This window comes from Halotalea alkalilenta (genome assembly GCF_001648175.1).
Classification (GTDB): domain Bacteria; phylum Pseudomonadota; class Gammaproteobacteria; order Pseudomonadales; family Halomonadaceae; genus Halotalea; species Halotalea alkalilenta_A.
Genome location: NZ_CP015243.1, coordinates 3186149 through 3208760, shown reverse-complemented (window position 1 = coordinate 3208760; position 22612 = coordinate 3186149). Strand labels below are relative to the sequence as shown.

At 63.4% G+C, this 22612-nt stretch carries 18 protein-coding genes and 2 tRNA genes; 13 read left to right on the top strand and 7 right to left on the bottom strand.

The window, feature by feature from the left end; translation table 11 throughout:
- Positions 1–176: 176 nt before the first annotated feature.
- The 4 genes from A5892_RS14350 to gltA all read right to left on the bottom strand — a co-directional run bounded on the left by A5892_RS14350 (position 177) and on the right by gltA (position 3372).
- A tRNA-Glu gene (locus A5892_RS14350) sits at positions 177–252 on the bottom strand.
- 8 nt (positions 253–260) lie between these two features.
- A tRNA-Ala gene (locus tag A5892_RS14345) sits at positions 261–336 on the bottom strand.
- Positions 337–433: 97 nt separating this feature from the next.
- Positions 434–1918 carry a glutamate--tRNA ligase gene (gene gltX, locus A5892_RS14340; protein ID WP_064123376.1) on the bottom strand — a complete coding sequence of 495 codons (1485 nt, stop codon included), beginning with the start codon at positions 1916–1918 and terminating at the stop codon, positions 434–436.
- 161 nt (positions 1919–2079) lie between these two features.
- Entirely contained in the window at positions 2080–3372 is a 1293-nt protein-coding gene (gene gltA, locus A5892_RS14335) for a citrate synthase (RefSeq protein WP_064123375.1), read from the bottom strand.
- 611 nt (positions 3373–3983) lie between these two features.
- Here gltA and sdhC point away from each other — a divergent pair.
- The 13 genes from sdhC to pcsA all read left to right on the top strand — a co-directional run bounded on the left by sdhC (position 3984) and on the right by pcsA (position 19841).
- The gene (sdhC, locus tag A5892_RS14330) at positions 3984–4382 is read left to right on the top strand and encodes a succinate dehydrogenase, cytochrome b556 subunit (RefSeq protein ID WP_064123374.1); all 399 of its coding nucleotides are present in this window, start codon (positions 3984–3986) and stop codon (positions 4380–4382) included.
- A complete protein-coding gene (gene sdhD / locus A5892_RS14325) occupies positions 4376–4723 on the top strand; it encodes a succinate dehydrogenase, hydrophobic membrane anchor protein (protein WP_027349962.1) in 348 nt (115 codons plus the stop codon). Before sdhC ends, sdhD begins: the two co-directional genes overlap by 7 nt.
- A gap of 4 nt (positions 4724–4727) precedes the next feature.
- Entirely contained in the window at positions 4728–6500 is a 1773-nt protein-coding gene (sdhA, locus tag A5892_RS14320) for a succinate dehydrogenase flavoprotein subunit (RefSeq protein WP_064123373.1), read from the top strand.
- 16 nt (positions 6501–6516) lie between these two features.
- A complete protein-coding gene (locus A5892_RS14315) occupies positions 6517–7227 on the top strand; it encodes a succinate dehydrogenase iron-sulfur subunit (protein ID WP_064123372.1) in 711 nt (236 codons plus the stop codon).
- A 297-nt stretch (positions 7228–7524) separates the two neighbouring features.
- Positions 7525–10356 (top strand): 2-oxoglutarate dehydrogenase E1 component, encoded by a 2832-nt coding sequence (locus A5892_RS14310; protein ID WP_064123371.1) that lies wholly within the window; start codon positions 7525–7527, stop codon positions 10354–10356.
- Positions 10357–10499: 143 nt separating this feature from the next.
- The gene (gene odhB, locus A5892_RS14305) at positions 10500–12041 is read left to right on the top strand and encodes a 2-oxoglutarate dehydrogenase complex dihydrolipoyllysine-residue succinyltransferase (protein WP_064123370.1); all 1542 of its coding nucleotides are present in this window, start codon (positions 10500–10502) and stop codon (positions 12039–12041) included.
- Positions 12042–12122: 81 nt separating this feature from the next.
- Positions 12123–13562, top strand: a complete 1440-nt coding sequence (lpdA, locus tag A5892_RS14300) for a dihydrolipoyl dehydrogenase (protein WP_064123369.1) — start codon at positions 12123–12125, stop codon at positions 13560–13562.
- A gap of 262 nt (positions 13563–13824) precedes the next feature.
- A complete protein-coding gene (sucC, locus tag A5892_RS14295) occupies positions 13825–14994 on the top strand; it encodes an ADP-forming succinate--CoA ligase subunit beta (RefSeq protein ID WP_064123368.1) in 1170 nt (389 codons plus the stop codon).
- Positions 14991–15863, top strand: coding sequence for a succinate--CoA ligase subunit alpha (gene sucD, locus A5892_RS14290; RefSeq protein ID WP_064123367.1), 873 nt, complete (start codon positions 14991–14993; stop codon positions 15861–15863). The genes sucC and sucD overlap by 4 nt, the downstream gene beginning before the upstream one ends.
- A gap of 350 nt (positions 15864–16213) precedes the next feature.
- A complete protein-coding gene (locus A5892_RS14285; protein ID WP_223302677.1) occupies positions 16214–16882 on the top strand; it encodes a Crp/Fnr family transcriptional regulator in 669 nt (222 codons plus the stop codon).
- Between the two features lie 267 nt (positions 16883–17149).
- Positions 17150–18019 (top strand): S-formylglutathione hydrolase, encoded by an 870-nt coding sequence (gene fghA, locus A5892_RS14280; RefSeq protein WP_064123365.1) that lies wholly within the window; start codon positions 17150–17152, stop codon positions 18017–18019.
- A 239-nt stretch (positions 18020–18258) separates the two neighbouring features.
- On the top strand, positions 18259–18990 hold the full coding sequence (gene mtgA / locus A5892_RS14275; protein WP_064123364.1) for a monofunctional biosynthetic peptidoglycan transglycosylase: 732 nt from the start codon (positions 18259–18261) through the stop codon (positions 18988–18990).
- A gap of 125 nt (positions 18991–19115) precedes the next feature.
- Positions 19116–19841, top strand: coding sequence for a phosphatidylcholine synthase (gene pcsA, locus A5892_RS14270; protein ID WP_223302676.1), 726 nt, complete (start codon positions 19116–19118; stop codon positions 19839–19841).
- A 210-nt stretch (positions 19842–20051) separates the two neighbouring features.
- On the opposite strand, the gene A5892_RS14265 is transcribed toward pcsA, so the two are convergent.
- The 3 genes from A5892_RS14265 to pyrB all read right to left on the bottom strand — a co-directional run bounded on the left by A5892_RS14265 (position 20052) and on the right by pyrB (position 22533).
- Positions 20052–20456 carry a pyridoxamine 5'-phosphate oxidase family protein gene (locus tag A5892_RS14265; protein ID WP_064123362.1) on the bottom strand — a complete coding sequence of 135 codons (405 nt, stop codon included), beginning with the start codon at positions 20454–20456 and terminating at the stop codon, positions 20052–20054.
- Positions 20457–20665: 209 nt separating this feature from the next.
- Positions 20666–21445, bottom strand: coding sequence for a TSUP family transporter (locus A5892_RS14260; RefSeq protein WP_064123361.1), 780 nt, complete (start codon positions 21443–21445; stop codon positions 20666–20668).
- A gap of 56 nt (positions 21446–21501) precedes the next feature.
- Complete coding sequence (pyrB, locus tag A5892_RS14255) at positions 21502–22533, bottom strand: aspartate carbamoyltransferase (RefSeq protein WP_064123360.1); 1032 nt, start codon at positions 22531–22533, stop codon at positions 21502–21504.
- Between the last annotated feature and the right edge of the window lie 79 nt (positions 22534–22612).

Here is a 22612-nt window from a genome sequence, read left to right as displayed (position 1 = left end):
CATGTTTAACTTGTTGATTTTCAAGAATATATTGCCACGGAATAGGCATGTGCACTTGCCGCGTTGGATCGTGCGGAAAAAAATAGTAACAGTGAAGACGCGGTGGAAAAGTCAAGGGTCCGTTAATCCGCTCAGGGCGAAAAATGACCATCGCGAGGCGACGACTAGACGGGAAATGGCGTCCCGTAAGGGGTTCGAACCCTTGTTACCGCCGTGAAAGGGCGGTGTCCTAGACCACTAGACGAACGGGACATAATGGATGGTGGAGCCTATCGGGATCGAACCGATGACCTCAACGCTGCCAGCGTTGCGCTCTCCCAGCTGAGCTAAGGCCCCAGAGTCGAACTAACTATCGACTGAGAAAGGAGTTTCGAACGTGAGTCGCTCGAGAACGGGGCGCATGATACGCAGCACCCCGCGGCTCGTCAACCCCTCAAGGGGCGATCGAGCGATACTCCTTCTCCAACGCTTTGGCCCGCTTCTTCGACACCCCTCCCAGCACCTCGATCGCGTTGCGCAGGCGCGCGCGGGTCAGATCGGAGCCGATGATCGCCATCGCATCGAGTACCGAGGTGGAGGTAAGGCTGCCGGTGATGGCGACGAACACTGGCGCGAGGAACACCTTCATTTTCAGCTCGAAATGTTCGGCAAGCGTCCTGGCCTGGGCCATCAGCGCTTCCTTGCTCCACTCTTCGAGCGCTTCGAGCCGCCAGGCCAAAAACTGCAGCAGTGCGACCTGGCGTTCCTGGTCGATCGCGATCGCCTCGAAGTCGTCGGCCTCGAGCTTGGGTACCCCGGAGAAGAAATGGCCAGCGAGCGGGATGACCTCTGAGAGCGTCTGCACCCGGGGGCGGACTTCGGGAAGGAGCTTGGCGATGTAGTCATCGTTGAACGCCCACTCGCGCATGGCCTCGACGAACTGCTCGTCGCTCAGATCCTCGCGCAGATAGACGCCGTTCAGCCAGGTCAGCTTGTCGAGATCGAACACCGGACCGCCCAGCGAGACGCGCTGGATGTCGAAATGGGCCTGCATCTGTTCGAGGCTGAACTTTTCGCGCTCGTCCGGCATCGACCAGCCCATCCTGCCGAGGTAGTTGAGCAGCGCCTGGGGGAGATAGCCCATCTTGCGGTAGTAGTTGATCGAAGTCGGATTCTTGCGCTTCGACAGCTTGGTCTTGTCCGGATTGCGCAGCAGCGGCAGGTGGCAGAGCACCGGCATTTCCCAGCCGAAGTACTGGTAGAGCAGCTTGTGCTTGGAAGCGGAGTTGATCCACTCTTCGCCGCGCAGCACGTGGGTGATGCCCATCAGGTGGTCGTCGACCACATTGGCGAGGTGATAGGTCGGCATGCCGTCCGACTTCATCAGGATCTGGGCGTCGACCTGGGCCCAATCGAGCTCGATCGGGCCGCGCAGCAGGTCCTCGACCACGCAAACCCCTTCGCTCGGCACCTTCATCCGCACCACGTAGGGCTCGCCCCTCGCCTCGCGGCGGGCGACTTCGTCGCTGGGCAGGGCGAGGTCGTCCTGCTTCAGGGCGCTGAAGTTGCCTTCGGCGCGGCGCGCCTCGCGCAGAGCTTCCAGCTCTTCAGTGGTGCGGTAGCACTTGAAGGCGTGGCCTGAGTTGAGCAGGCGCTGGACGTGCTCTACGTAGATATCGCCACGCTCGCTCTGTCGGTAAGGCGCGTGCGGTCCGCCGACGTCGGGCCCTTCGCTCCACTCGATGCCGAGCCAGTGCAGCGAATCGAAGATCACCTGCTCGGAAGCACGGGTCGAACGGGTCTGGTCGGTGTCCTCGATGCGCAGGATGAATTCGCCCCCGTGCTGCTTGGCGAAGCAGAGATTGAACAGCGCCACGTAGGCGGTGCCGACGTGGGGGTCGCCGGTGGGAGAGGGGGCGATGCGGGTGCGTACGGTCATTGCAGGGTGCGCCTTGTCTTACGGTGACGGTATCGGCGGGCGTGCCGCGGTAACGGCGAATAGTATATCGCTTTGAGGCGGTGTGTCTGGAGGGAAGTCTGGGCGCCGGCGTGGTTCGCCGGCGCTCTGCACTCAGCGCCCGTGCGGCGCCGGTGAACGGGTCAGTCCTGTTTCGCCGGGTAGTGGCGCAGCTCGGGACCGGTGTAGAGCTGGCGGGGACGGCCGATCTTGGTGCCGTTGGCGATCATCTCGTTCCAGTGTGAGACCCAGCCGATGGTACGGGCCATGGCGAAGATCACCGTGAACATGTTGGTCGGGATGCCGATCGCGCGGAGGATGATCCCGGAGTAGAAGTCGACGTTGGGATAGAGCTTGCGCTCGACGAAGTATTCGTCTTCCAGGGCGATCTGCTCGAGCCGCTTGGCGATCTTGAGCTGCGGGTCCTCGCCGAGGCCGAGCTCGCTGAGCACCTCGTCGCAGGTCTCCTTCATCACCTTGGCGCGCGGGTCGAAGTTGCGATAGACGCGGTGGCCGAAGCCCATCAGCCGGAACGGATCGTCTTTGTCCTTGGCGCGGTCGACGAAGCGCTGGATGTTTTCTTCGGAGTCGTCGCCGATCTCCTCGAGCATGGTCAGTACCGCTTCGTTGGCGCCACCGTGGGCGGGGCCCCAGAGCGCGGCGATCCCGGCGCTGATGCAGGCGAACGGGTTGGCACCGGTGGAGCCGACCAGGCGCACCGTCGAGGTGGAGGCGTTCTGTTCATGATCGGCATGGAGCATGAATATCCGATCCATCGCCTTGGCGAAGATCGGGTTCGGCAAGTACTCCTCGCAGGGCGTGCTGAACATCATGTAGAGGAAGTTCTCGGCGAAGCTCAGATCGTTGCGTGGATAGACGAACGGTTGGCCGATGCAGTACTTGTGGCACATTGCCGCCAGCGTCGGCATCTTGGCGATCAGCCGGTGAGCGGAGATCTGCCGGTCGCGCTCCGCGGTGATGTCCAGGCTGTCGTGGTAAAAGGCCGCCAGGGCGCCTACGGTGCCGCACATCACCGCCATCGGGTGGGCGTCGCGGCGAAAGCCTTTGAAGAAGTTCACCAACTGTTCGTGGACCATGGTGTGGTAACGAATCGTCTTGGAGAACTCCTCGTACTCCTGCGGGCTCGGCAGATGGCCGTTGAGCAGCAGGAAACTGAGCTCCAGGTAGTTGGAGTGCTGGGCCAGCTCCTCGATCGGATAGCCGCGGTGCAGCAGTACCCCTTTCTGGCCGTCGATGTAGGTGATCTCGGAATTGCAGGAGGCGGTCGAGACGAAGCCCGGGTCGTAGGTGAAGTAGCCGGAGCCGCCCAGGGCGCGCACATCGATGACGTCCGGGCCCAGGGTGCCGGAGTAGATCGGCAGTTCGATGGCCTCGTCCGCGCCATCGATGGTCAAGCGTGCCTTCTTGTCAGCCATTCAAGGCCTCCTCTTTGCGGATGCTAGGTCCTTGTTAGGGAGTGTCTTCCATGCCGGTGCCGGGGAGCGTCGCGGTTGCTGCTGCGCGCTGGCCGTGCCCGAATCATCATCTCGCCGCTGGCAGCGCAGCTGGTTCGATCGTGCCACTCCACATCGATCGATCATCGCGTCGTGACGCAAGTCTAGCGCCCGCCCGCCCACCCCGCTTGCAAGGTTTCGAACGCGTATGCGTCGTTACGCAGGCGTCGTGTTCCACCTCGTCGCTTTCGGGTCTGGAAGGCGGCTTGGGCGGTGGCGCGGTCGGCATCACGGGCGTAGGATGCGCATGGCGAATCGGCGTCGCGTACACGGGGTGTTGTCGAACTCCGCGGTAGTGTGCGCGAAAGTGCGTCAATTTGTCATCTTGCTTTGTCGGGACTATAATTTTCGCCCGTTAAATCAAGACAAAGGAGCCGTGCCAGGTTCCCTATTTCACTGGCGTTCAGCGTTTGTTGGCGAAGCTAGGCGCAGCGATACGGGGGCGTTGGATGCGGATTCCGTAAAAGGCTTTCCAAAACCAACCCCGGCATCGCAGTCTTGCGCAGGTCGGGTCGAGAGAGTGAAAGAAAACCGTGACTACCCAAAAGCCGCTACAGACTGCAAAGCGTCCGGTCAACCTGGACTTGAGTACGATAAAGCAGCCGCTTCCCGCCCTCGTTTCGATCTCCCACCGCATCACTGGCGTCATGCTGTTCGTTGGGCTCATCTTCGCGCTTTGGGCCTTCGATGCATCGCTCTCCTCAGAGCGTGGCTTCGAGGCGGTGCGTGATGCCCTGGCGCACAACTTCTTCGCCAAGCTGGTCGCCTGGGGCCTGCTCTCCGCGCTGGCGCTGCACTTCGTTGCCGGCATCCGTCACATGGCGATGGATCTGCACTTCGCCGACGACCGCGAGGGCGGCATCCGCACCTCGAAGATCGTGATCATCGCGAGCGCCGTGCTGATCCTGCTCGCGGGGGTATGGGTATGGTAACCAACGTCACCAACCTTGGGCGCAGCGGCCTCTCCGACTGGCTGGTCCAGCGCGCCTCCGCAGTGATCCTGGCTCTCTACACCGTTTTCATCGTGGGCTACCTGCTGCTCCATCCCCAGCTCGACTACCTCACTTGGTCGGGGCTGTTCGAGCGTACCTCGATGCGCGTCTTCACCCTGCTCGCACTGCTCTCCATCGCGGCCCACGCCTGGATCGGGCTGTGGACGGTGGTCACCGACTACATCAAGTGGACCAATCTGCGCCTGGCGCTTCAGGCGTTCGTGATCCTGGCGCTTTTCGTCTTCGTGGTGTGGTCCGTACAAGTTCTCTGGGGAGCCTGATTCGATGGCACAAATGCGTAGCATGAATTTCGACGCGATCATCATCGGTGGCGGCGGAGCGGGCCTTCGTGCGGCCCTCGAACTGGCCAAGTCGGGCAAGAACACGGCGGTGCTGTCCAAGGTCTTCCCCACGCGTTCCCACACCGTTTCCGCCCAGGGCGGGATCACCTGTGCGATCGCCAGCGCCGACCCGAACGATGACTGGCGCTGGCACATGTACGACACCGTCAAGGGCTCCGACTACATCGGCGACCAGGACGCGATCGAGTACATGTGCCAGGAGGGACCGAAGGCGGTGTTCGAGCTCGAGCACATGGGCCTGCCGTTCTCGCGCTTCGATAACGGTCGCATCTACCAGCGTCCGTTCGGCGGGCAGTCGAAGGACTTCGGCAAGGGCGGCCAGGCGGCGCGCACCTGCGCGGCGGCCGACCGTACCGGTCATGCGCTGCTGCACACGCTCTACCAGAACAACCTGAAGAACCACACCGTGTTCCTCGACGAGTGGTACGCGGTGGATCTGGTCAAGAACGCCAAGGACGATGTGGTCGGCGTGATCGCGATCTGCATCGAGACCGGCGAGACCGTGATGATCAAGTCCAAGGCCACGGTGCTGGCGACCGGTGGTGCGGGCCGTATCTACGCCTCCACCACCAACGCGCTGATCAATACCGGCGACGGCATCGGCATGGCCCTGCGCGCGGGCTTCCCGGTCCAGGACATCGAGATGTGGCAGTTCCACCCGACCGGTATCCATGGGGCGGGGGTGCTGGTCACGGAGGGCTGTCGCGGTGAGGGCGGCTACCTGATCAACAAAGACGGCGAGCGCTTCATGGAGCGCTATGCGCCGAACGCCAAGGACCTCGCCGGTCGGGACGTGGTTGCTCGCTCGATGGTGCTCGAGGTGCTCGAAGGGCGCGGCTGCGGCCCGAATGGCGACCACGTGCTGCTCAAGCTCGACCACCTCGGCGAGGACGTGCTGATGAAGCGCCTGCCCGGCATCGTCGAGCTGTCCAAGACCTTCGCCCATGTCGATCCGGTCAAGGAGCCCGTTCCGGTCACGCCGACCTGTCACTACATGATGGGTGGCATTCCGACCAACGTTCATGGCCAGGCGCTGACCGTGGATGCGGATGGCAAGGACCGTGTCATCAACGGTCTGTTCGCCTGCGGCGAAGCCGCCTGCGTCTCGGTCCACGGCGCCAACCGCCTGGGCGGTAACTCGCTGCTCGACCTGGTGGTGTTCGGCCGCGCGGCGGGTATGTACATCGAGAACGCGCTCAACGATGGGGTCGAAGCCCTCGAGCCGAGCGATTCCGACGTCGAGACTTCGATGAAGCGGCTGAGCCGCTGGAACGAGTCGAGCGGCGGTGAGTCGGTCGCCGAGCTCAAGCGCGAGCTGCAGACCATCATGCAGAACAACTTCGGCGTGTTTCGCAAGGAAGAGACCATGCAGCAGGGCGTCCAGGCGCTTGCCGAGCTGCGCGGGCGCATCGCCGAGGCGCATCTCAGCGACAAGTCCGAGGTGTTCAACACCGCGCGCGTCGAAGCGCTCGAGCTGGACAACCTTTTCGAGGTCGCCGAAGCCACCGCGATCGCCGCGCTCAACCGCCGCGAGAGCCGTGGCGCGCACTCCCGCGAAGACTATCCCGATCGCGACGATGAGAACTGGCTGAAGCATTCGGTCTACTTCCCGACCGAGAAGAGACTCGGTCAGCGCGAGGTCAACTTCGCGCCGAAGACGGTCGAACGTTTCGAGCCCAAGATCCGGACCTACTGAGGGGGAGGCGAGTCAGATGTCAATGCTCAACGTATCGGTTTATCGCTACAACCCGGAAACGGACGACAAGCCCTACATGCAGGACTTCCAGGTCGATACCCACGGGCGCGACCTGATGGTGCTCAACGTCATCCAGCTGATCCAGGAGCAGGACCCGAGCCTTGCGTTCCGGCGCAGCTGCCGCGAGGGCGTGTGCGGCTCCGACGGGCTGAACATGAACGGCAAGAACGGGCTCACCTGCGTGACCGCGGTCTCCGAAGTGACCAAGAACGGCAAGCTCACGCTGCGCCCGCTGCCCGGCCTGCCGGTGATTCGCGACCTGGTGGTCGACATGGCGCTGTTCTACCACCAGTACGAGCGGATCCAGCCCTATCTGCAGACCAGCGGTCCAGCGCCTGCGATCGAGCGGCTGCAGTCCCCGGAGGAGCGCGACAAGCTCGACGGGCTCTACGAGTGCATCCTCTGTGCCTGCTGCTCGACCTCGTGCCCCTCGTTCTGGTGGAATCCGGACAAGTTCGTCGGCCCCGCCGGTCTGCTGCAGGCTTATCGCTTCCTCGCTGATAGCCGCGACGATGCAACCAGTGAGCGTCTCGCCGGGCTCGACGATCCGTTCAGCGTGTTCCGCTGCCGTGGGATCATGAACTGCGTCAACGTATGTCCGAAGGGGCTCAATCCCACCCGGGCGATCGGCAAGATCCGCGAGATGTTGATGAGCAACGCCACTTAAGTCGCAGCGTGACCTTTGGTACCATGGGGGTCCGTTGACGGGTGCGACAATTTGCCGCAGCAGGGTGTTGAGCAGGTCGACACCCGACTGCGGCAAAGCGGCATATGGCGAGTTCCGTTTTCGCCCGTCAAGATAAAGGGCAATTGCCGGTTCGCTCGTAGTGAAACGCACTGGCATCGGCCCGTGACACGGATCACACCCCATGGCTGGCACGATGCTAGGCTGTTCGAGAGAGGCGTCGCAGCGGTTTGCCCGCCGTGACGCGGATCCGCCCCTCAAAATGTAGGGTGATGAGACATGCAAGAAGGCACAATGGATTTGATGTGGCGCACCTCCCACATGAGTGGGGGCAACGTTCACTACGTCGAGGAGCTCTACGAGCAGTATCTCGCCGACCCCGCCTCGATCCCCGCCGAATGGCGCGAGTATTTCGATTCCCTTCCCAGCTACGAGGGCAGCCCGGCCCAAGACGTCCCCCTCGCTCCGGTACGAGATCAGTTCGAACAGCTCGGCCGCCAGGGGCAGCGCGTGATCGCCGCGGGCAGCGAGAGCGACGAAGGCAAGCAGCAGGTGCGGGTGCTCCAGCTGATCAACGCCTACCGCTTCCGCGGCCACCAGCGCGCCAACATCGACCCGCTCGGCCTGCGGGTGCCGCAGTCCGTGCCCGATCTTGATCTCTCCTTCCACCAGCTGTCCAAAGCGGACATGGACACCGAGTTCCAGACCGGTTCGCTGTTCATCGGCAAGGACAAGGCCAAGCTCTCGGAGATCGTCGAGGCGCTCGACCAGACCTACTGCCGCTCGATCGGCTGTGAGTTCATGCACATCGTCAACACCGAGGAGAAACGCTGGCTGCAGCAGCGCTTCGAGTCGGTGCGCGGCAAGCCGGACTACTCCGCCGACGTGCGCCTGCACATCCTCGAGCGACTCTCGGCTGCCGAGGGGCTGGAGAACTATCTGGCGAGCAAGTACCCGGGGACCAAGCGCTTCGGCCTCGAGGGCGGCGAGTCGTTCATTCCGATGCTCGACGAGATGATCCAGCGCGTCGGGGGCTACGGCACCAAGGAAGTGGTGATCGGCATGGCCCACCGTGGCCGCCTCAACCTGCTGGTCAACATCCTCGGCAAGAGCCCCTCCGAGCTGATCGACGAGTTCGACGGCAAGAAGATGATCGAGCGCGGGTCGGGCGATGTGAAGTATCACCAGGGCTTCAGTTCCAACGTGATGACCCCGGGGGGCGAGATCCACCTCGCGCTCGCCTTCAACCCCTCGCACCTCGAGATCGTCTCGCCGGTGGTGGAGGGGTCGGTGCGCGCCCGCCAGGAGCGGCGCGGTGACCTGAGCGGCGACCAGGTGCTGCCGATCGCGGTACACGGCGACGCCGCCTTCGCCGGCCAGGGCGTGGTGATGGAAACCTTCCAGATGTCGCAGACGCGGGCGTTCAAGACCGGCGGCACCGTGCACATCGTGATCAACAACCAGGTCGGCTTCACCACCTCGCGTCCCGACGACGCACGCTCCACCGAGTACTGCACCGATATCGCCAAGATGGTCCAGGCGCCGATTTTCCACGTCAACGGCGATGATCCGGAGGCGGTGCAGCACGTCACCCAGGTGGCGATCGACTATCGCCAGCAGTTCCACAAGGACGTAGTGATCGACCTGATCTGCTACCGCCGCCGTGGACACAACGAAGCGGATGAGCCTTCCGGCACCCAGCCGCTGATGTATGCCGAGATCAAGAAGCACAAGACCACCCGCGAGCTCTATGCTGCCCGGCTGATCGACGATGGGGTGATCTCCGAAGCTGATGCGCAGGGGCTGATCGATGACTATCGAGGCCATCTGGACAGCGGCAGCCACGTGGTCAACTCACTGGTCCAGCAGCCCAACCCATCGCTGTTCGTCGACTGGAAACCCTATCTGGGCCATGAATGGTCGGGCGATTACGACACCTCGTTCGATGCCAAGCGCCTCGGTGAACTGGCCACCGCGATGTGCGTGATTCCCGAGCGCATCAGCACCCAGCGCCAGGTCGCCAAGATCTACGACGACCGGCGCAAGATGATCACTGGGCAGGCGCCGATCAACTGGGGCTTCGCCGAGACGCTGGCCTACGCCACGCTGATCGACCAGGGCCATCCGATCAGGATCACCGGCCAGGACAGCGGTCGGGGCACCTTCTCCCATCGCCACGCGGTGATCCATAGCCAGACCGATGGCAGCACCTGGATTCCGCTGCAGCACATCAAGGAAGGCCAGCCCAGCTTCGAGATCTACGACTCCTTCCTGTCGGAGGAGGCGGTGCTGGCATTCGAGTATGGCTACGCCACCACCACGCCCAATGCGCTGATCGCCTGGGAGGCGCAGTTCGGTGACTTCGCCAACGGTGCCCAGGTGGTGATCGACCAGTTCATCTCCTCCGGCGAGACCAAGTGGGGGCGTCTGTGCGGTCTGACCCTGCTGCTGCCGCATGGCTACGAGGGCCAGGGGCCGGAGCACTCTTCCGCACGACCCGAACGCTTCCTGCAGATGTGCGCGGAGCAGAACATGCAGGTGGTGATGCCGACCACCCCGGCGCAGATGTTCCACCTGCTGCGCCGCCAGGTGGTGCGCCCGCTGCGCAAGCCGCTGGTGGTGATGCAGCCGAAGAGCCTGCTGCGCCACAAGGATGCGACCTCGACCATGGAGGAGCTCGCGACCGGGCGCTTCCAGCAGGTCATTGCGGATCAAGGGGAGCGTGAGCCCTCCACGGTCAAGCACGTGATCCTCTGCTCCGGCAAGGTCTACTACGACCTTGCCACCTATCGCGAGGAGCAGGGGCGCGACGACGTGGCGATCATCCGCATCGAGCAGCTCTATCCCTTCCCGGAGGAAAGCCTGGCAGCGGCGCTGGCGCCCTTCGAGCAGCTGGAGTCGGTCTGCTGGTGCCAGGAGGAGCCGCGCAACCAAGGTGCCTGGTATTCGACCCAGAGCGATCTGAGAAGCGTCGTCGAGGCCCACCGGCCCGGCCTGGGCGCGCGGCTCAGCTACTCCGGGCGGGCTGCTTCGGCGGCTCCGGCGGCGGGATACATGGCGGTTCACGTCGAGCAGCAGAAGTCGCTGGTTGAGAACGCCTTCAAGGCGTGAAGCACCGGCGCAGTGCGGGGCGGGATAAAGACCGCCCCGGCTTTGCGCCGGTGGACGGCGCCTTCGTATCGCGGCACCGTCACGTGTCATGGGTGGCACCCCACAGGCCGGCTATCGAGAGAAGAGATACTTAAGGAACCTACATGGCAACCGATATCAAAGCGCCCAGCTTTCCCGAGTCCGTGGCCGAGGGCACCGTGGCCGCGTGGCACAAGCAGCCGGGCGACGCGGTCAAGCGTGATGAACTGATCGTCGAGATCGAAACCGATAAAGTGGTACTCGAAGTCGTCGCCCCGAGCGACGGTGTACTCAGCGAGATCAAGGTCAACGAAGGCGAAACCTGCGACTCGGAACAGGTGCTCGGCGTGCTCGGGGAGGCCGGTGCGCAGCCCGAGAGCAGTGCACAGCCGGCGCCCGCCGCCGAAGAGCCGCAGCAGCGGCCGGTCGACGCACCCGCGGCGAGTGGCAAGGTGCATGAGGTCAAGGCGCCCTCGTTCCCTGAGTCGGTCGCCGAGGGTACCGTCTCCACCTGGCACAAGAAGCCGGGTGAAGCAGTCAAGCGTGACGAGCTGCTGGTCGATATCGAAACCGACAAGGTGGTGCTCGAGGTCGTCGCTCCCGCCGACGGCACGCTCAGCGAGATCAAGGCCGAGGAGGGCGCCCAGGTCGCCTCGGAAGAGGTGCTGGCACTGTTCTCAGAAGGGGGCGTGGCGGCAGCGCCCGCCCAGGCGGCCGGCGACAAGCCGGCCGCGGCCGAGGAAGACGAGGCCCAGCAGGTCGGCAGCAAGTGGCTGTCTCCGGCCGCGCGCAAACTGGCCGCCGAGCACGATCTCGATGTCGAGAAGCTCCACGGCAGCGGCAAGAGTGGCGTGGTGCTGAAGCAGGATGTGCTCGCCGCGGTGGAGTCCGGCTCGGCGAAGAAGGGGGCTGCGCCTGCTGCGGCCAAGCCCGCGGCGGCGCCCGCCGCGCCGGTGTTCGAGGGTGCGCGTCCGGAGCAGCGTGTGCCGATGAGCCGGCTGCGCCAGACCATCGCCAAGCGCCTGGTCCAGGCGCAGCAGACCGCGGCGATGCTGACCACCTACAACGAGGTGGACATGAGCGCGGTGATGGCGCTGCGCGCCCAGTACCGCGACGTCTTCCAGAAGGTCCACGACACCAAGCTCGGTTTCATGGGCTTTTTCGTCAAGGCGTGTACCGAGGCGCTCAAGCGCTTCCCGGACGTCAACGCTTCTATCGACGGCACCGATATCGTCTACCACGGCTACCAGGACATCGGCGTCGCGGTCTCGACCCCGCGCGGGCTGGTGGTACCGGTGCTGCGTGACACCGACAGCATGAAGCTCGCCGACGTCGAGAAGCAGATCGTCGATTTCGGCAAGCGCGGGCGCGATGGCAAGCTCGGCATTGAGGACATGACCGGTGGCACCTTCACCATCACCAACGGTGGGATCTTCGGTTCGCTGCTGTCGACGCCGATCCTGAATCCGCCGCAGACGGCGATTCTGGGGATGCACAAGATCCAGGAGCGTCCGATCGCAGTCGAGGGTCAGGTGGTGATCCGGCCGATGATGTACCTGGCGCTCTCCTATGACCACCGGATGATCGACGGCAAGGACGCGGTCCAGTTCCTGGTCGCGGTCAAGGAGCTGCTCGAGGATCCGGCGCGCTTTTTGCTCGAGGTCTGAGCGGCGCCCCGCTCGTCTGATTAGTCATTGGCCCGCTCCTTTTTCCGGAGCGGGTCGTAAACAAAGGATCGGGAAGATTTCATGGCCGATAAATTCGATGTGATCGTCATCGGCGCGGGCCCTGGTGGCTATGTTGCCGCCATCCGCGCCGCACAGCTCGGACTGAAGACCGCCTGCGTGGAGAAGTGGGTCAACAAGGAAGGCAAGACCGTCCACGGCGGCACCTGCCTCAACGTCGGCTGCATTCCCTCGAAGGCGCTGCTCGAGACCTCGCACAAGTTCGTCGAGGCGCGTGATCATTTCGCCGAGATTGGCATCGAGGTCGGCGATGTCTCGACCAACGTCGCCAAGATGCTCGAGTTCAAGCAGCAGGTGATCAACAAGAACGTCGGCGGCATCAGCATGCTGTTCAAGGCCAACGGCGTCACCGCGCTCGAGGGCGCAGGCAAGCTGCTCGCCGGCAAGAAGGTCGAGGTCACGGGCCACGATGGCAGCGTCGAGACGTACGAGGCGAGCCAGGTGGTGATCGCTTCCGGTTCGGTGCCGGTCAACATCCCGCCCGCTCCGTTGACCGGCGATATCATCGTCGATTCGAGCGGGGCGCTCGAGTTCACCGAGGCGCCGAAGCGGCTCGGCGTGATCGGCGCAGGGGTGATCGGCCTCGAGCTCGGCTCGGTATGGAGTCGCCTCGGCAGCGAGGTCACGGTGATCGAGGCGCTCGAGGAGTTCCTTCCCTCGGTGGATGCCCAGATCGCCAAGGAAGCCCAGAAGCTGCTCGCCAAGCAAGGCCTCGAGATCAAACTCGGCGCCAAGGTCACCGGCAGCGAGATCAACGGCAACGAAGTCGAAGTGCGCTATGCCGACAAGGATGGCGAGAAGACCCAGGCCTTCGACAAGCTGATCGTCTGCGTCGGCCGCAAGCCCTATACCGAGAAGCTGCTCGCCGGCGATGCCGGCGTCGAACTCGACCAGCGCGGCTTCATCAAGGTCGATGAGCAGTGCCGTACCAGCGTCGAGGGCGTATTCGCGATCGGCGACGTGGTCCGCGGCCCGATGCTCGCGCACAAGGCCTCGGAAGAGGGCGTGATGGTGGCCGACATCATCGCCGGGCATAAAGCGCAGATGAACTACGAGGCGATCCCGAGCGTGATCTACACCTCGCCGGAAGTCGCCTGGGTCGGCAAGACCGAGCAGCAGCTCAAGGCCGAAGGCGTCGACTACAAGGTCGGTACCTTCCCGTTCTCGGCCAATGGCCGGGCGCTGGCCAACAACGCATCGGAAGGAATGGCCAAGGTGATCGCCGACGCCAAGACCGACCGCGTGTTGGGCGTCCACATCCTCTCCCAGCACGCCGGCGAACTGGTGGCCCAGGGAGTCATCGCGCTCGAGTTCGGCTCGAGTGCCGAGGATCTGGCATTGACCTGTTTCGCTCACCCGACCACCTCGGAGGCGATTCACGAAGCAGCACTGGCGGTGGATGGTCACGCCATCCACATGGCCAATCGCAAGAAGCGCAAGTGAGATTCGAAGAGGGCCCCAAGGCCCTCTTCGTCTATCGGTGTCGCCGCGTCGCGCTCCGAGCCCAGGCGCTCAAAAGCCTTGGTGTCCTGCGCGAACGCATCAACGCGACCCGCAAGCCGACGCATGCGAGGCCGTCGAGAGACTTACGTATGCAGGGACCCTGTGTGACGTCTGGGGGCGTGTCTTCCAGGCGCCGAACCAGGCAGCGTCCATGGCGATTGCGGTCGTAAACAGTCCAATGCAACCAATGGCATGAGAGACGATGAACCTTCACGAATATCAGGGTAAGCAGCTGTTCGCCGACTACGGCCTGCCGGTATCCAAGGGCTTTGCAGTCGATACGCCCGAGGATGCCGCCGCTGCCTGTGACAAGATCGGCGGCGATATGTGGGTGGTCAAGGCACAGGTTCACGCCGGCGGGCGCGGCAAGGCCGGTGGGGTCAAGCTGGTCAAGAGCCGCGACGAGGCCAAGGCGTTCGCTCAGCAGTGGCTGGGCAAGAACCTGGTGACCTACCAGACCGACGAGAAAGGCCAACCGGTCGCCAAGATCCTGGTCGAATCGTGCACCGACATCGCCAACGAGCTCTATCTGGGCGCGGTGGTCGATCGTTCCAGCCGCCGGATCGTGTTCATGGCCTCGACCGAGGGCGGCGTCGAGATCGAGAAGGTCGCGCACGAGACCCCCGAGAAGATCCTCAAGGCGACCATCGACCCGCTGGTCGGCGCGCAGCCCTACCAGGCGCGTGAGCTTGGCTTCAAGCTGGGGCTGAACAAGACCCAGCTCGGCCAGTTCACCAAGATCTTCCTCGGCCTCGCCAAGATGTTCGAGGACAAGGACCTGGCGCTGCTCGAGATCAACCCGCTGGTGATCACCGAGCAGGGCGACCTGCACTGCCTCGACGCCAAGATCAATCTCGACTCCAACGCGCTCTATCGTCATCCGGACCTGCGCGCGATGCGCGACCCCTCCCAGGAGGATGAGCGCGAGGCGCATGCCGCCGAGTGGGAGCTCAACTACGTCGCGCTCGACGGCAACATTGGCTGCATGGTCAACGGTGCCGGTCTCGCCATGGGCACCATGGACATCATCAAGCTCAACGGTGGCCAGCCGGCCAACTTCCTCGACGTAGGTGGCGGTGCGACCAAGGAGCGCGTGGCCGAGGCGTTCAAGATCATCCTTTCGGATGATTCGGTCAAAGCGGTGCTGGTCAACATCTTCGGCGGCATCGTGCGCTGCGACATGATCGCTGAAGGCATCATCGGCGCGGTCGAGCAGGTGGGCGTTGAAGTGCCCGTGGTCGTACGTCTGGAAGGCAACAACGCCGAACTGGGTGCGAAGAAACTGGCCGAGAGCGGTCTCAACATCATTGCGGCTACCAGCCTGACCGACGCGGCTCAGCAGGTCGTCAAAGCAGCAGGGGGCAACCAATGAGCATCCTCATCGACAGCAACACCAAGGTCATCTGCCAAGGCTTCACCGGTGGCCAGGGCACCTTCCACTCCTCCCAGGCGATCGAATACGGCACCAAGATGGTCGGTGGCGTGACCCCGGGCAAAGGCGGCCAGACCCACCTCGAGCTGCCGGTATTCGATACCGTCAAGGAAGCCGTCGAGAAGACCGGCGCCGAAGCCTCGGTGATCTATGTGCCGGCTGCGTTTTGCAAGGACTCGATCCTCGAGGCGGCCAACGCCGGGATCAAGCTGATCGTCTGCATCACCGAAGGCATCCCGACCCTCGACATGCTCCAGGTCAAGGTCAAGTGCGATGAGCTCGGCGTGCGCTTGATCGGGCCGAACTGCCCGGGCGTGATCACCCCCGGGCAGAGCAAGATCGGCATCATGCCGGGACACATCCACAAGCCTGGCAAGGTGGGGATCGTTTCGCGCTCCGGCACCCTGACCTATGAAGCGGTCAAGCAGACCACCGACCACGGTTTCGGCCAGTCGAGCTGCGTCGGTATCGGCGGTGACCCGATTCCGGGGTCGAGCTTCATCGACATCCTCAAGCTGTTCCAGGAGGATCCGCAGACCGAGGCGATCGTCATGATCGGCGAGATCGGCGGCACCGCCGAGGAAGAGGCAGCGGCCTACATCAAGGAGCACGTGACCAAGCCGGTGGTCTCCTACATCGCAGGCGTCACTGCACCTCCCGGCAAGCGCATGGGCCACGCCGGAGCGATCATCTCCGGTGGTGCGGGCACCGCGGACGAGAAGTTCGCCGCGCTCGAGGCCGCTGGGGTCAAGACCGTACGCTCGCTGGCGCAGATCGGCGATGCGCTGAAGGAAGTCACCGGCTGGTAATCGCTGTTGCCTCTAGCCGATGATCAGAATGCCGGGCGCCTTTCAAGGCGGCCGGCATTTTCTTGGGCCAAAAAAAGCGTCGTAAAATGGTTTTACATAACTCAGGTTATACCGCCCGCGCGCTGCGACGATTGACAATACCGCCGCGCGAATCAACTGGTTGCGTCGATGGACAGGCGACTGTGCAGAGCGTGCAGCAGGGAGTTCGGTGCGCCGGCGGGTGCTGATTCACTATCAATTGCGATATTAAGAAAGACGCTAACCAAGATTGTGGACTGCTGACCATGACGCATCGAGAAAGCTGCATCGCTTCCCAGTTCAGTCATTACGGGGAATTGAGCGATGGTGATATGGAGATTCTTGCTGAGCTCGAGAAAGAGCCGCTGAGGGTATCGGCGGGGACGACGCTTTGGAAAGAAGGAGACGAAACCGGAGATCTGTACGCGATCAGCCAGGGATGGGCAATCTCCTATCGCGACATGAACGACGGCACCCGGCAGGTACTCGACGTCTATCTGCCGGGGGATGTGATCGGGCTGGCCGACTTTTCTTTCGCCTGCCGGCTGGCCAACGTCAACATGCTGACCTCCGGCGTAGTATGCCGGCTGTCGATGGACCGTCTGAGCAACATGTTCAAGAGCTCGTCGCGGCTCGGTTCGACCTTGCTGTCGATCTCCGCACGCAACCAGACGCTGCTCACCGAGCGTTTGGTGAACCTTGGGCGGCGCACCGCGCGGGAGAAGCTTTCGCATTTCATCTTCGAGATGTACGTGCGGCTCAAGCGTATCGATCGAGGTATCGGCAACCAGTTCGAGCTGCCGCTGTCGCAGCAGGTGCTCGCCGACATCCTTGGCCTGAGCGCTGTGCATATCAGTCGTACCTTCTCGGACCTGCGCGAGGAGGGCTTGATCTATCGCCATCGCAACCGCATCGAACTGCCGGACCCCGAGCGGATCTCCCAGATAGCGAGATTCTCGGCCAACTCGATGAGCGACGGTATGCGAAGGCTCTACTACTGAGCCACGCCAGGCGCTCCAAGCCGCAGCATGGTGATACGCCAATGGCGGATCGCAAAGAGGATGCAGGGATCGTTGCCATATGGCGATAATCTTCTGTAATCGGACTCACTCATGCCTGGCCTCTGGATTGGCTAGACTGGAGTCCATCCGCGAGGCATCCTCGCTCGTCATCCACCCCTGAACGCATGCCGCCCCGGCGGCGCCATTTCCAGCCGCGTGCCGCGCCATTCGGTCCGGTGCGCCTCGGCAACAGAGGCAATCCGCGCAATGAGCCAGTCCAGCCAAGACGTCACCGTTCTCGAAGAGCTCTCCGCTAACAAGAGCTTCGGCGGCGTCTACAAACGTTTTCGTCACTACTCTCGGGTGCTCGACTGCCCGATGATCTTCGGCATCTTCCTGCCGGAGCAGGCCGCTCATCCTCGGCCCAAGCTGCTCTGGTGGCTTTCGGGACTGTCCTGCACCGATGAGAACTTCATGCAGAAGGCGGGCGCCCATCGGCTCGCCAGCCAGCTCGGCCTCGCGATCGTCTGTCCCGACACCAGCCCGCGTGGACTCGACCTGCCCGGCGAGCATGACGCCTATGATTTCGGCTCAGGGGCGGGGTTCTACCTCAACGCCACCGAAGCGCCCTGGCGCGATCACTACCGGATGTACGACTACGTCCTCGAGGAACTGCCCCAGGTGGTACGGGCGAACTTCGAATTAGCCGAACGTGAGTCGATCTTCGGCCACTCCATGGGCGGGCACGGCGCGCTGGTACTGGCGCTGCGCAACCCTGGTCGCTATGCCTCGGTGTCGGCGTTCTCACCGATCGTCAACCCCACCGCGGTGCCATGGGGAGAGAAGGCGTTCTCGGGCTATCTTGGAGAAGACCGCGAGTCGTGGAAGCAGTACGACGCCTGCGAGCTGATTCTCGCCGGCAGCGGCAAGTCCGATCGCCTGGCGCTGTTCGTCGACCAGGGGGAGGCGGACGGCTTCCTCGAAAACCAGCTCAAGACAGAGCGGCTCGAACAGGCCTGCGCAGTGAGCGGCCATCCGCTATGGCTGCGTCGCCAGCCCGGCTACGACCATAGCTATTTCTTCATCGCCAGCTTCGTCGACGATCATCTGCGCTATCACGCCGAGCGGCTCGATTGAGTTGAGGCGCCGCTGAGCCAGGTCGGCCACCAGCCAGGCAGATTGCCCAAAGCGGCCTGAGCCCCGGCGCTGAGGCCTGGTCTCACGGTGTCGTTTCGCGCTCCCCTCGGGAGAAACGGTTTTCCAGTGGGGAGGCGCGGTTAGGGCGAGCGGGTTTCGAATTGCGCCTTCAGCGTGAACACTCCCGGGCCTAACGGCTATAATCGCACCTCCCGCCCCTTCGACTTGCCGAGAACTCGATGCCCAGAGCCATCCGCCGTACGCGCTCGTCCTCCCTCGTCGCAAGGCTGGGACGTTGGGTCGTAGGGCTCTCGGCTGGGTTCGTGATGCTCTCGGTGCTTTCCGTGCTGCTTTTTCGATGGCTGCCGGTGCCGGTATCTTCGGTGATGATCGAGCGCGAACTGCAGGCGCTCAGCGAGGGGCGCGCGCCGGGCTACGATTATCGCTGGGTCGACTACGCCGATATTTCCCCGCAGCTCAAGCTTGCGGTGATCGCCGCCGAGGACCAGCGGTTTCCCGCTCATCATGGTTTCGACCAGCAGCAGATCCAGCAGGCGCTGAGCGCCTGGCGCAGCGGGGGCTCGCTGCGCGGCGCCAGTACGATAAGCCAGCAGACCGCCAAGAACCTGTGGCTTTGGAGCAGCTCGAGCTGGTCACGCAAGGCGATCGAGGTCTGGTTCACCCTGCTGATCGAGTTCCTGTGGCCGAAGCAGCGAATTCTCGAGGTCTACCTTAACCTCGCTGAATGGGATGTCGGAGTGTTCGGTGCCGAAGCCGCGGCCAGGCACTACTTCGGGGTCGGCGCCGCCGAGCTTGGCGCCGGGCAGGCCGCGCGGCTGGCGGCGGTGCTGCCGGCGCCAAGGGTATGGGACCCGCTGCGACCGAACGCCCGCGTGGCCCAGCGCATCCAATGGGTGGAGAGGCAGATGCGCCAGCTCGGTGGGGTAGGCTATCTTCAACGTCTGCAATGATGGTGGCCCGGTATCGGATTTCCCTCTCGCCATCGACCTGTAGTAGCGTGCGCGCCCAGTGCAAGCGTTCGCCGCGCTCGCGCAGACCAAACCAAAGGGGGCAAGGCGCCTCCACAGGAGTGAACGTGACTCAATCCCTTTCTCCCGACACCGGGTCCCGCGTCTCGATCTGGAAAGCCTGGAGCGTGCATGCGATCACCGCCAGCGGGGTGGTGCTGGGGATGATGGCGCTGCTCGCGCTGGTCGACGGCAACCCGGTTGCCTGCCTGCTGTGGCTGGGTGCCGCGATGATGGTCGACGGCCTGGATGGTACGCTGGCGAGGAAGTACGAGGTCAAGACAGTGCTGCCGCATTTCGATGGCTCGACCCTCGACATGGTGATCGACTACCTCACCTGGGCGTTCATCCCGGCGATCTTCATCTACTACTTCGTGCCGCTGCCGGCCTATCTCGAGCTGTTCTCGGTGGTGATCATCCTGCTCTCGTCGATGTTCTGCTTCTGCAACGTCAATATGAAGAGCCAGGATAACTACTTCGTCGGTTTTCCCGCCGCCTGGAACATCATCGCTGCCTACTTCTACATCCTCGACTTCCCGCCCTTCGTTACTTTCGCGATCATCGTGGTGCTCGCCGCGCTGACCCTGACCCGGATGAAGTTCCTGCACCCGTTCCGGGTGCGCCAGTTCATGCCGCTCAACATCGCCGTCACCCTGCTCTGGTGCGTCTGCGCCACTTCGCTTGTGCTGTCGAGCCCGGTGCACGCCAGCTGGGCGCTATGGGGGTGGGGTGCGACCTCGGTCTACTTCGTCGCGATGTGCGTCTGGCGCACCGCGCGTGAATGGGCCGCTTGAGTCAGGGGGATCCCTCGTTCTGCTCGGCATGGGCGATCAAGACCCGAGATGGGTGAAGGTGTGGCTCGGCGCATGCCTGCTTGTCTTTTGGGCATCCGCTGCTGATAGGGTTGGGGAAAGAGCTGAGGAAAGGGGAGGCGTGGCTTTTCACTGTGGATGACGCCTCCCCATGTCGCTCGTTCAGGTTAGGTACGATCGGGCTAGTTCTGCTCAGCCGGCCTGGAGCAGCTTGCCCGCGTCGGGTCCCGAGCGCAGGGTATGAATTTGTTCGATACGGATCAGCACCGCGAACTTGGGCTTTTTCATTCCTGCCATTGCAGCGAAAGCGAGCGCGTGGTCGTAAGGCGCTCCGCTGTCGTATATTTCGGCCTGACCGATGAAGCGATAGCCATCCAGCGCTGCCCGGTCGATCACGGCTACCGCGATGCGCGAGCCATGGCGCAAATTCTCCAGTGTTTGCCCTCCCGTATTCTCGTTGTAGATCAGTGTGTGGTCGTCATATATCCGCAGCGAGCGCTTTGGTCCGATGTCGGGTAGGCCCTCCCGGGACACGGTCGATTGAATTGGCAGCTGGGTGGCGAGCATGTGCTTCATTGCGTGGTCGAGCGTGGGCATCTTCAAAGGCTCCTTGGCATGATGATTTGACTGTAGAGAGCCCATTTAAACCAAAATAAAATAAATTAACCATGGTTGTTTTGGCTTTGGTCTGGATACCGCACGCTTATCCATAGGGACCTTGCGGATAGGCCAGGAGAGATGTCGCAGCGCTCAGCCCGATCAAGAGCGACTCGCTGCGTTGAGTATGGCAGTGATGCCAACAGGACCTAGAACCAGGGCGGTAGCAGACCGTTCTGCCAGGCGTAGCGGCCGAGCATGGCGAGGCAGACCAGGACGATCACCGGGCGGATCAGCCGCGCGCCGCCGGAGACCACGGCGCGGGCACCGAGGTAGGCACCGACGAACTGGCCGACCACCATGACGGCGCCGACCAGCCATAGCACCTTGCCGCCGAGGATGAAGATCACAAGCGAGGCCAGGTTGCTGGCGAGGTTGAGCGCCTTGGCGGTGGCGGTGGCGGTGACCAGGTCACGCCCGCGCAGGGCGACTTCGGAGAGTGAAAAGAACGAGCCGGTGCCAGGGCCGAAGAAGCCGTCGTAGAAGCCGATCAGCGGGATCACCAGTCGCCGATGCAGGCGCTCGCCGATGCGCGGCTTGCGCTCGATACTGCCGGCGCCGGGGGCGAGCAGGAAGTAGAGTGCGATCAGCGTGAGCACCACCGGCACCAGGATCTCCAAGGCGCTGGCGTCGACCCACTGCACCAGCACCGCGCCTATCGCCGAACCCGCCAGCGACCAGATGAACGGGCGCTTGAGCTTGGCGGGATCGATGTGCCCGCGTCGCCACAAGGTCAGGGTGGAGATCAGCGTGCCGAAGCTGCCCTGCAGCTTGTTGGTGGCGATCGCGTTGATCGGTGGTATCTGGACGAGCATCAGCGTGGGCACGGTGATCAGCCCGCCGCCGCCGGCGAGTGTGTCGATGAAGCCGGCGACCAGCGCGACGCCGCCGAGCAGTAGGATCAGTTGCCAGTCGAGGGCCAGTTCCATGCAAGGTTCTCAAGGCCGAGGAAACGGAGACCCGCCATGGCAGGCGGGCCTGTGAGTCAGAACCGAGCGTCGTCCACGCCGATGGCCTCGGGGACCCGCCAGCCGACATCGCGCAGCTCGCGGTCGAAGTCGGATTCGATTCCCATCAGCTTGGCGAAGATCGCCATCCGCACCGGGATACCATTGTCGGTCTGGCGGAAGATCGCCAGGCGCGGGTCGCCGTTGAGATCGGTGCTGAGGTCGTTGGCACCGGGCCGTCCATCGCGTGGCAGCGGATGCATGACGATGGTACTGGGGGTGCAGCGACGATCGAGGAAGGCGCGATTGACGATGAACTCATCGGAGATGCCCTTGAAACTCTCGATCATCTCTTCGGTGAAGCGTTCTTTCTGGATACGTGTCGCGTAGATCACGTCGATCGGTTCGAACACCTCGTCGAGGCTGTCGCGAAGCTCGAGGCGATGACCGCGATCGGCCACCAGATCCAGCAGCGGGGTCGGCATCTCGAGCCCGGTCGGTGCGACCAGGGTGATGTGCATCGGCTCGTGCAGCGAGAGCAGCTTGATCAGCGAGTGCACGGTGCGTCCGTACTTGAGATCGCCGGTCATCAGGATGTGCGCGCCGGCCAACGGTCGCTGGACACGCTCGAACTCGCGCTCGATGGTGTAGAGATCGAGCAGCGCCTGGCTCGGGTGTTCACCGGGACCGTCGCCGCCGTTGATCACCGGCACGTTGACGGCGCTGGCGAACTCGGCCACCGAGCCGAGGTCCGGGTGGCGCATCACCAGGGCGTCGCAATAGCCGCCGAGTACCCGGCTGGTATCGGTCAGCGATTCGCCCTTGGCCATCGACGAGAAGGTGAAGCCGGTGGTGTCGCAGACCGAGCCGCCAAGGCGGCAGAAGGCGACGTTGAAACTGATTCGAGTGCGGGTGCTGGCCTCGAAGAACAGATTGCCCAGTACCGCCCCTTCGAGTACACGGCAGATCTTGCGCCGTCGGGCGATCGGTTCCATCCGCTGGGCGATGGCAAAGAGTTCATCGATCGCATCGCGATCGAGCTGATCGACGGAAAGCAGATGGGGAGTCATGGCGGAGGTCTCCTTTCGCGAGGTCGGACGAGAGCGGTGGCGGGCGGCAGTTTATCACTCGCGGCCGGCTCGCGTGAGC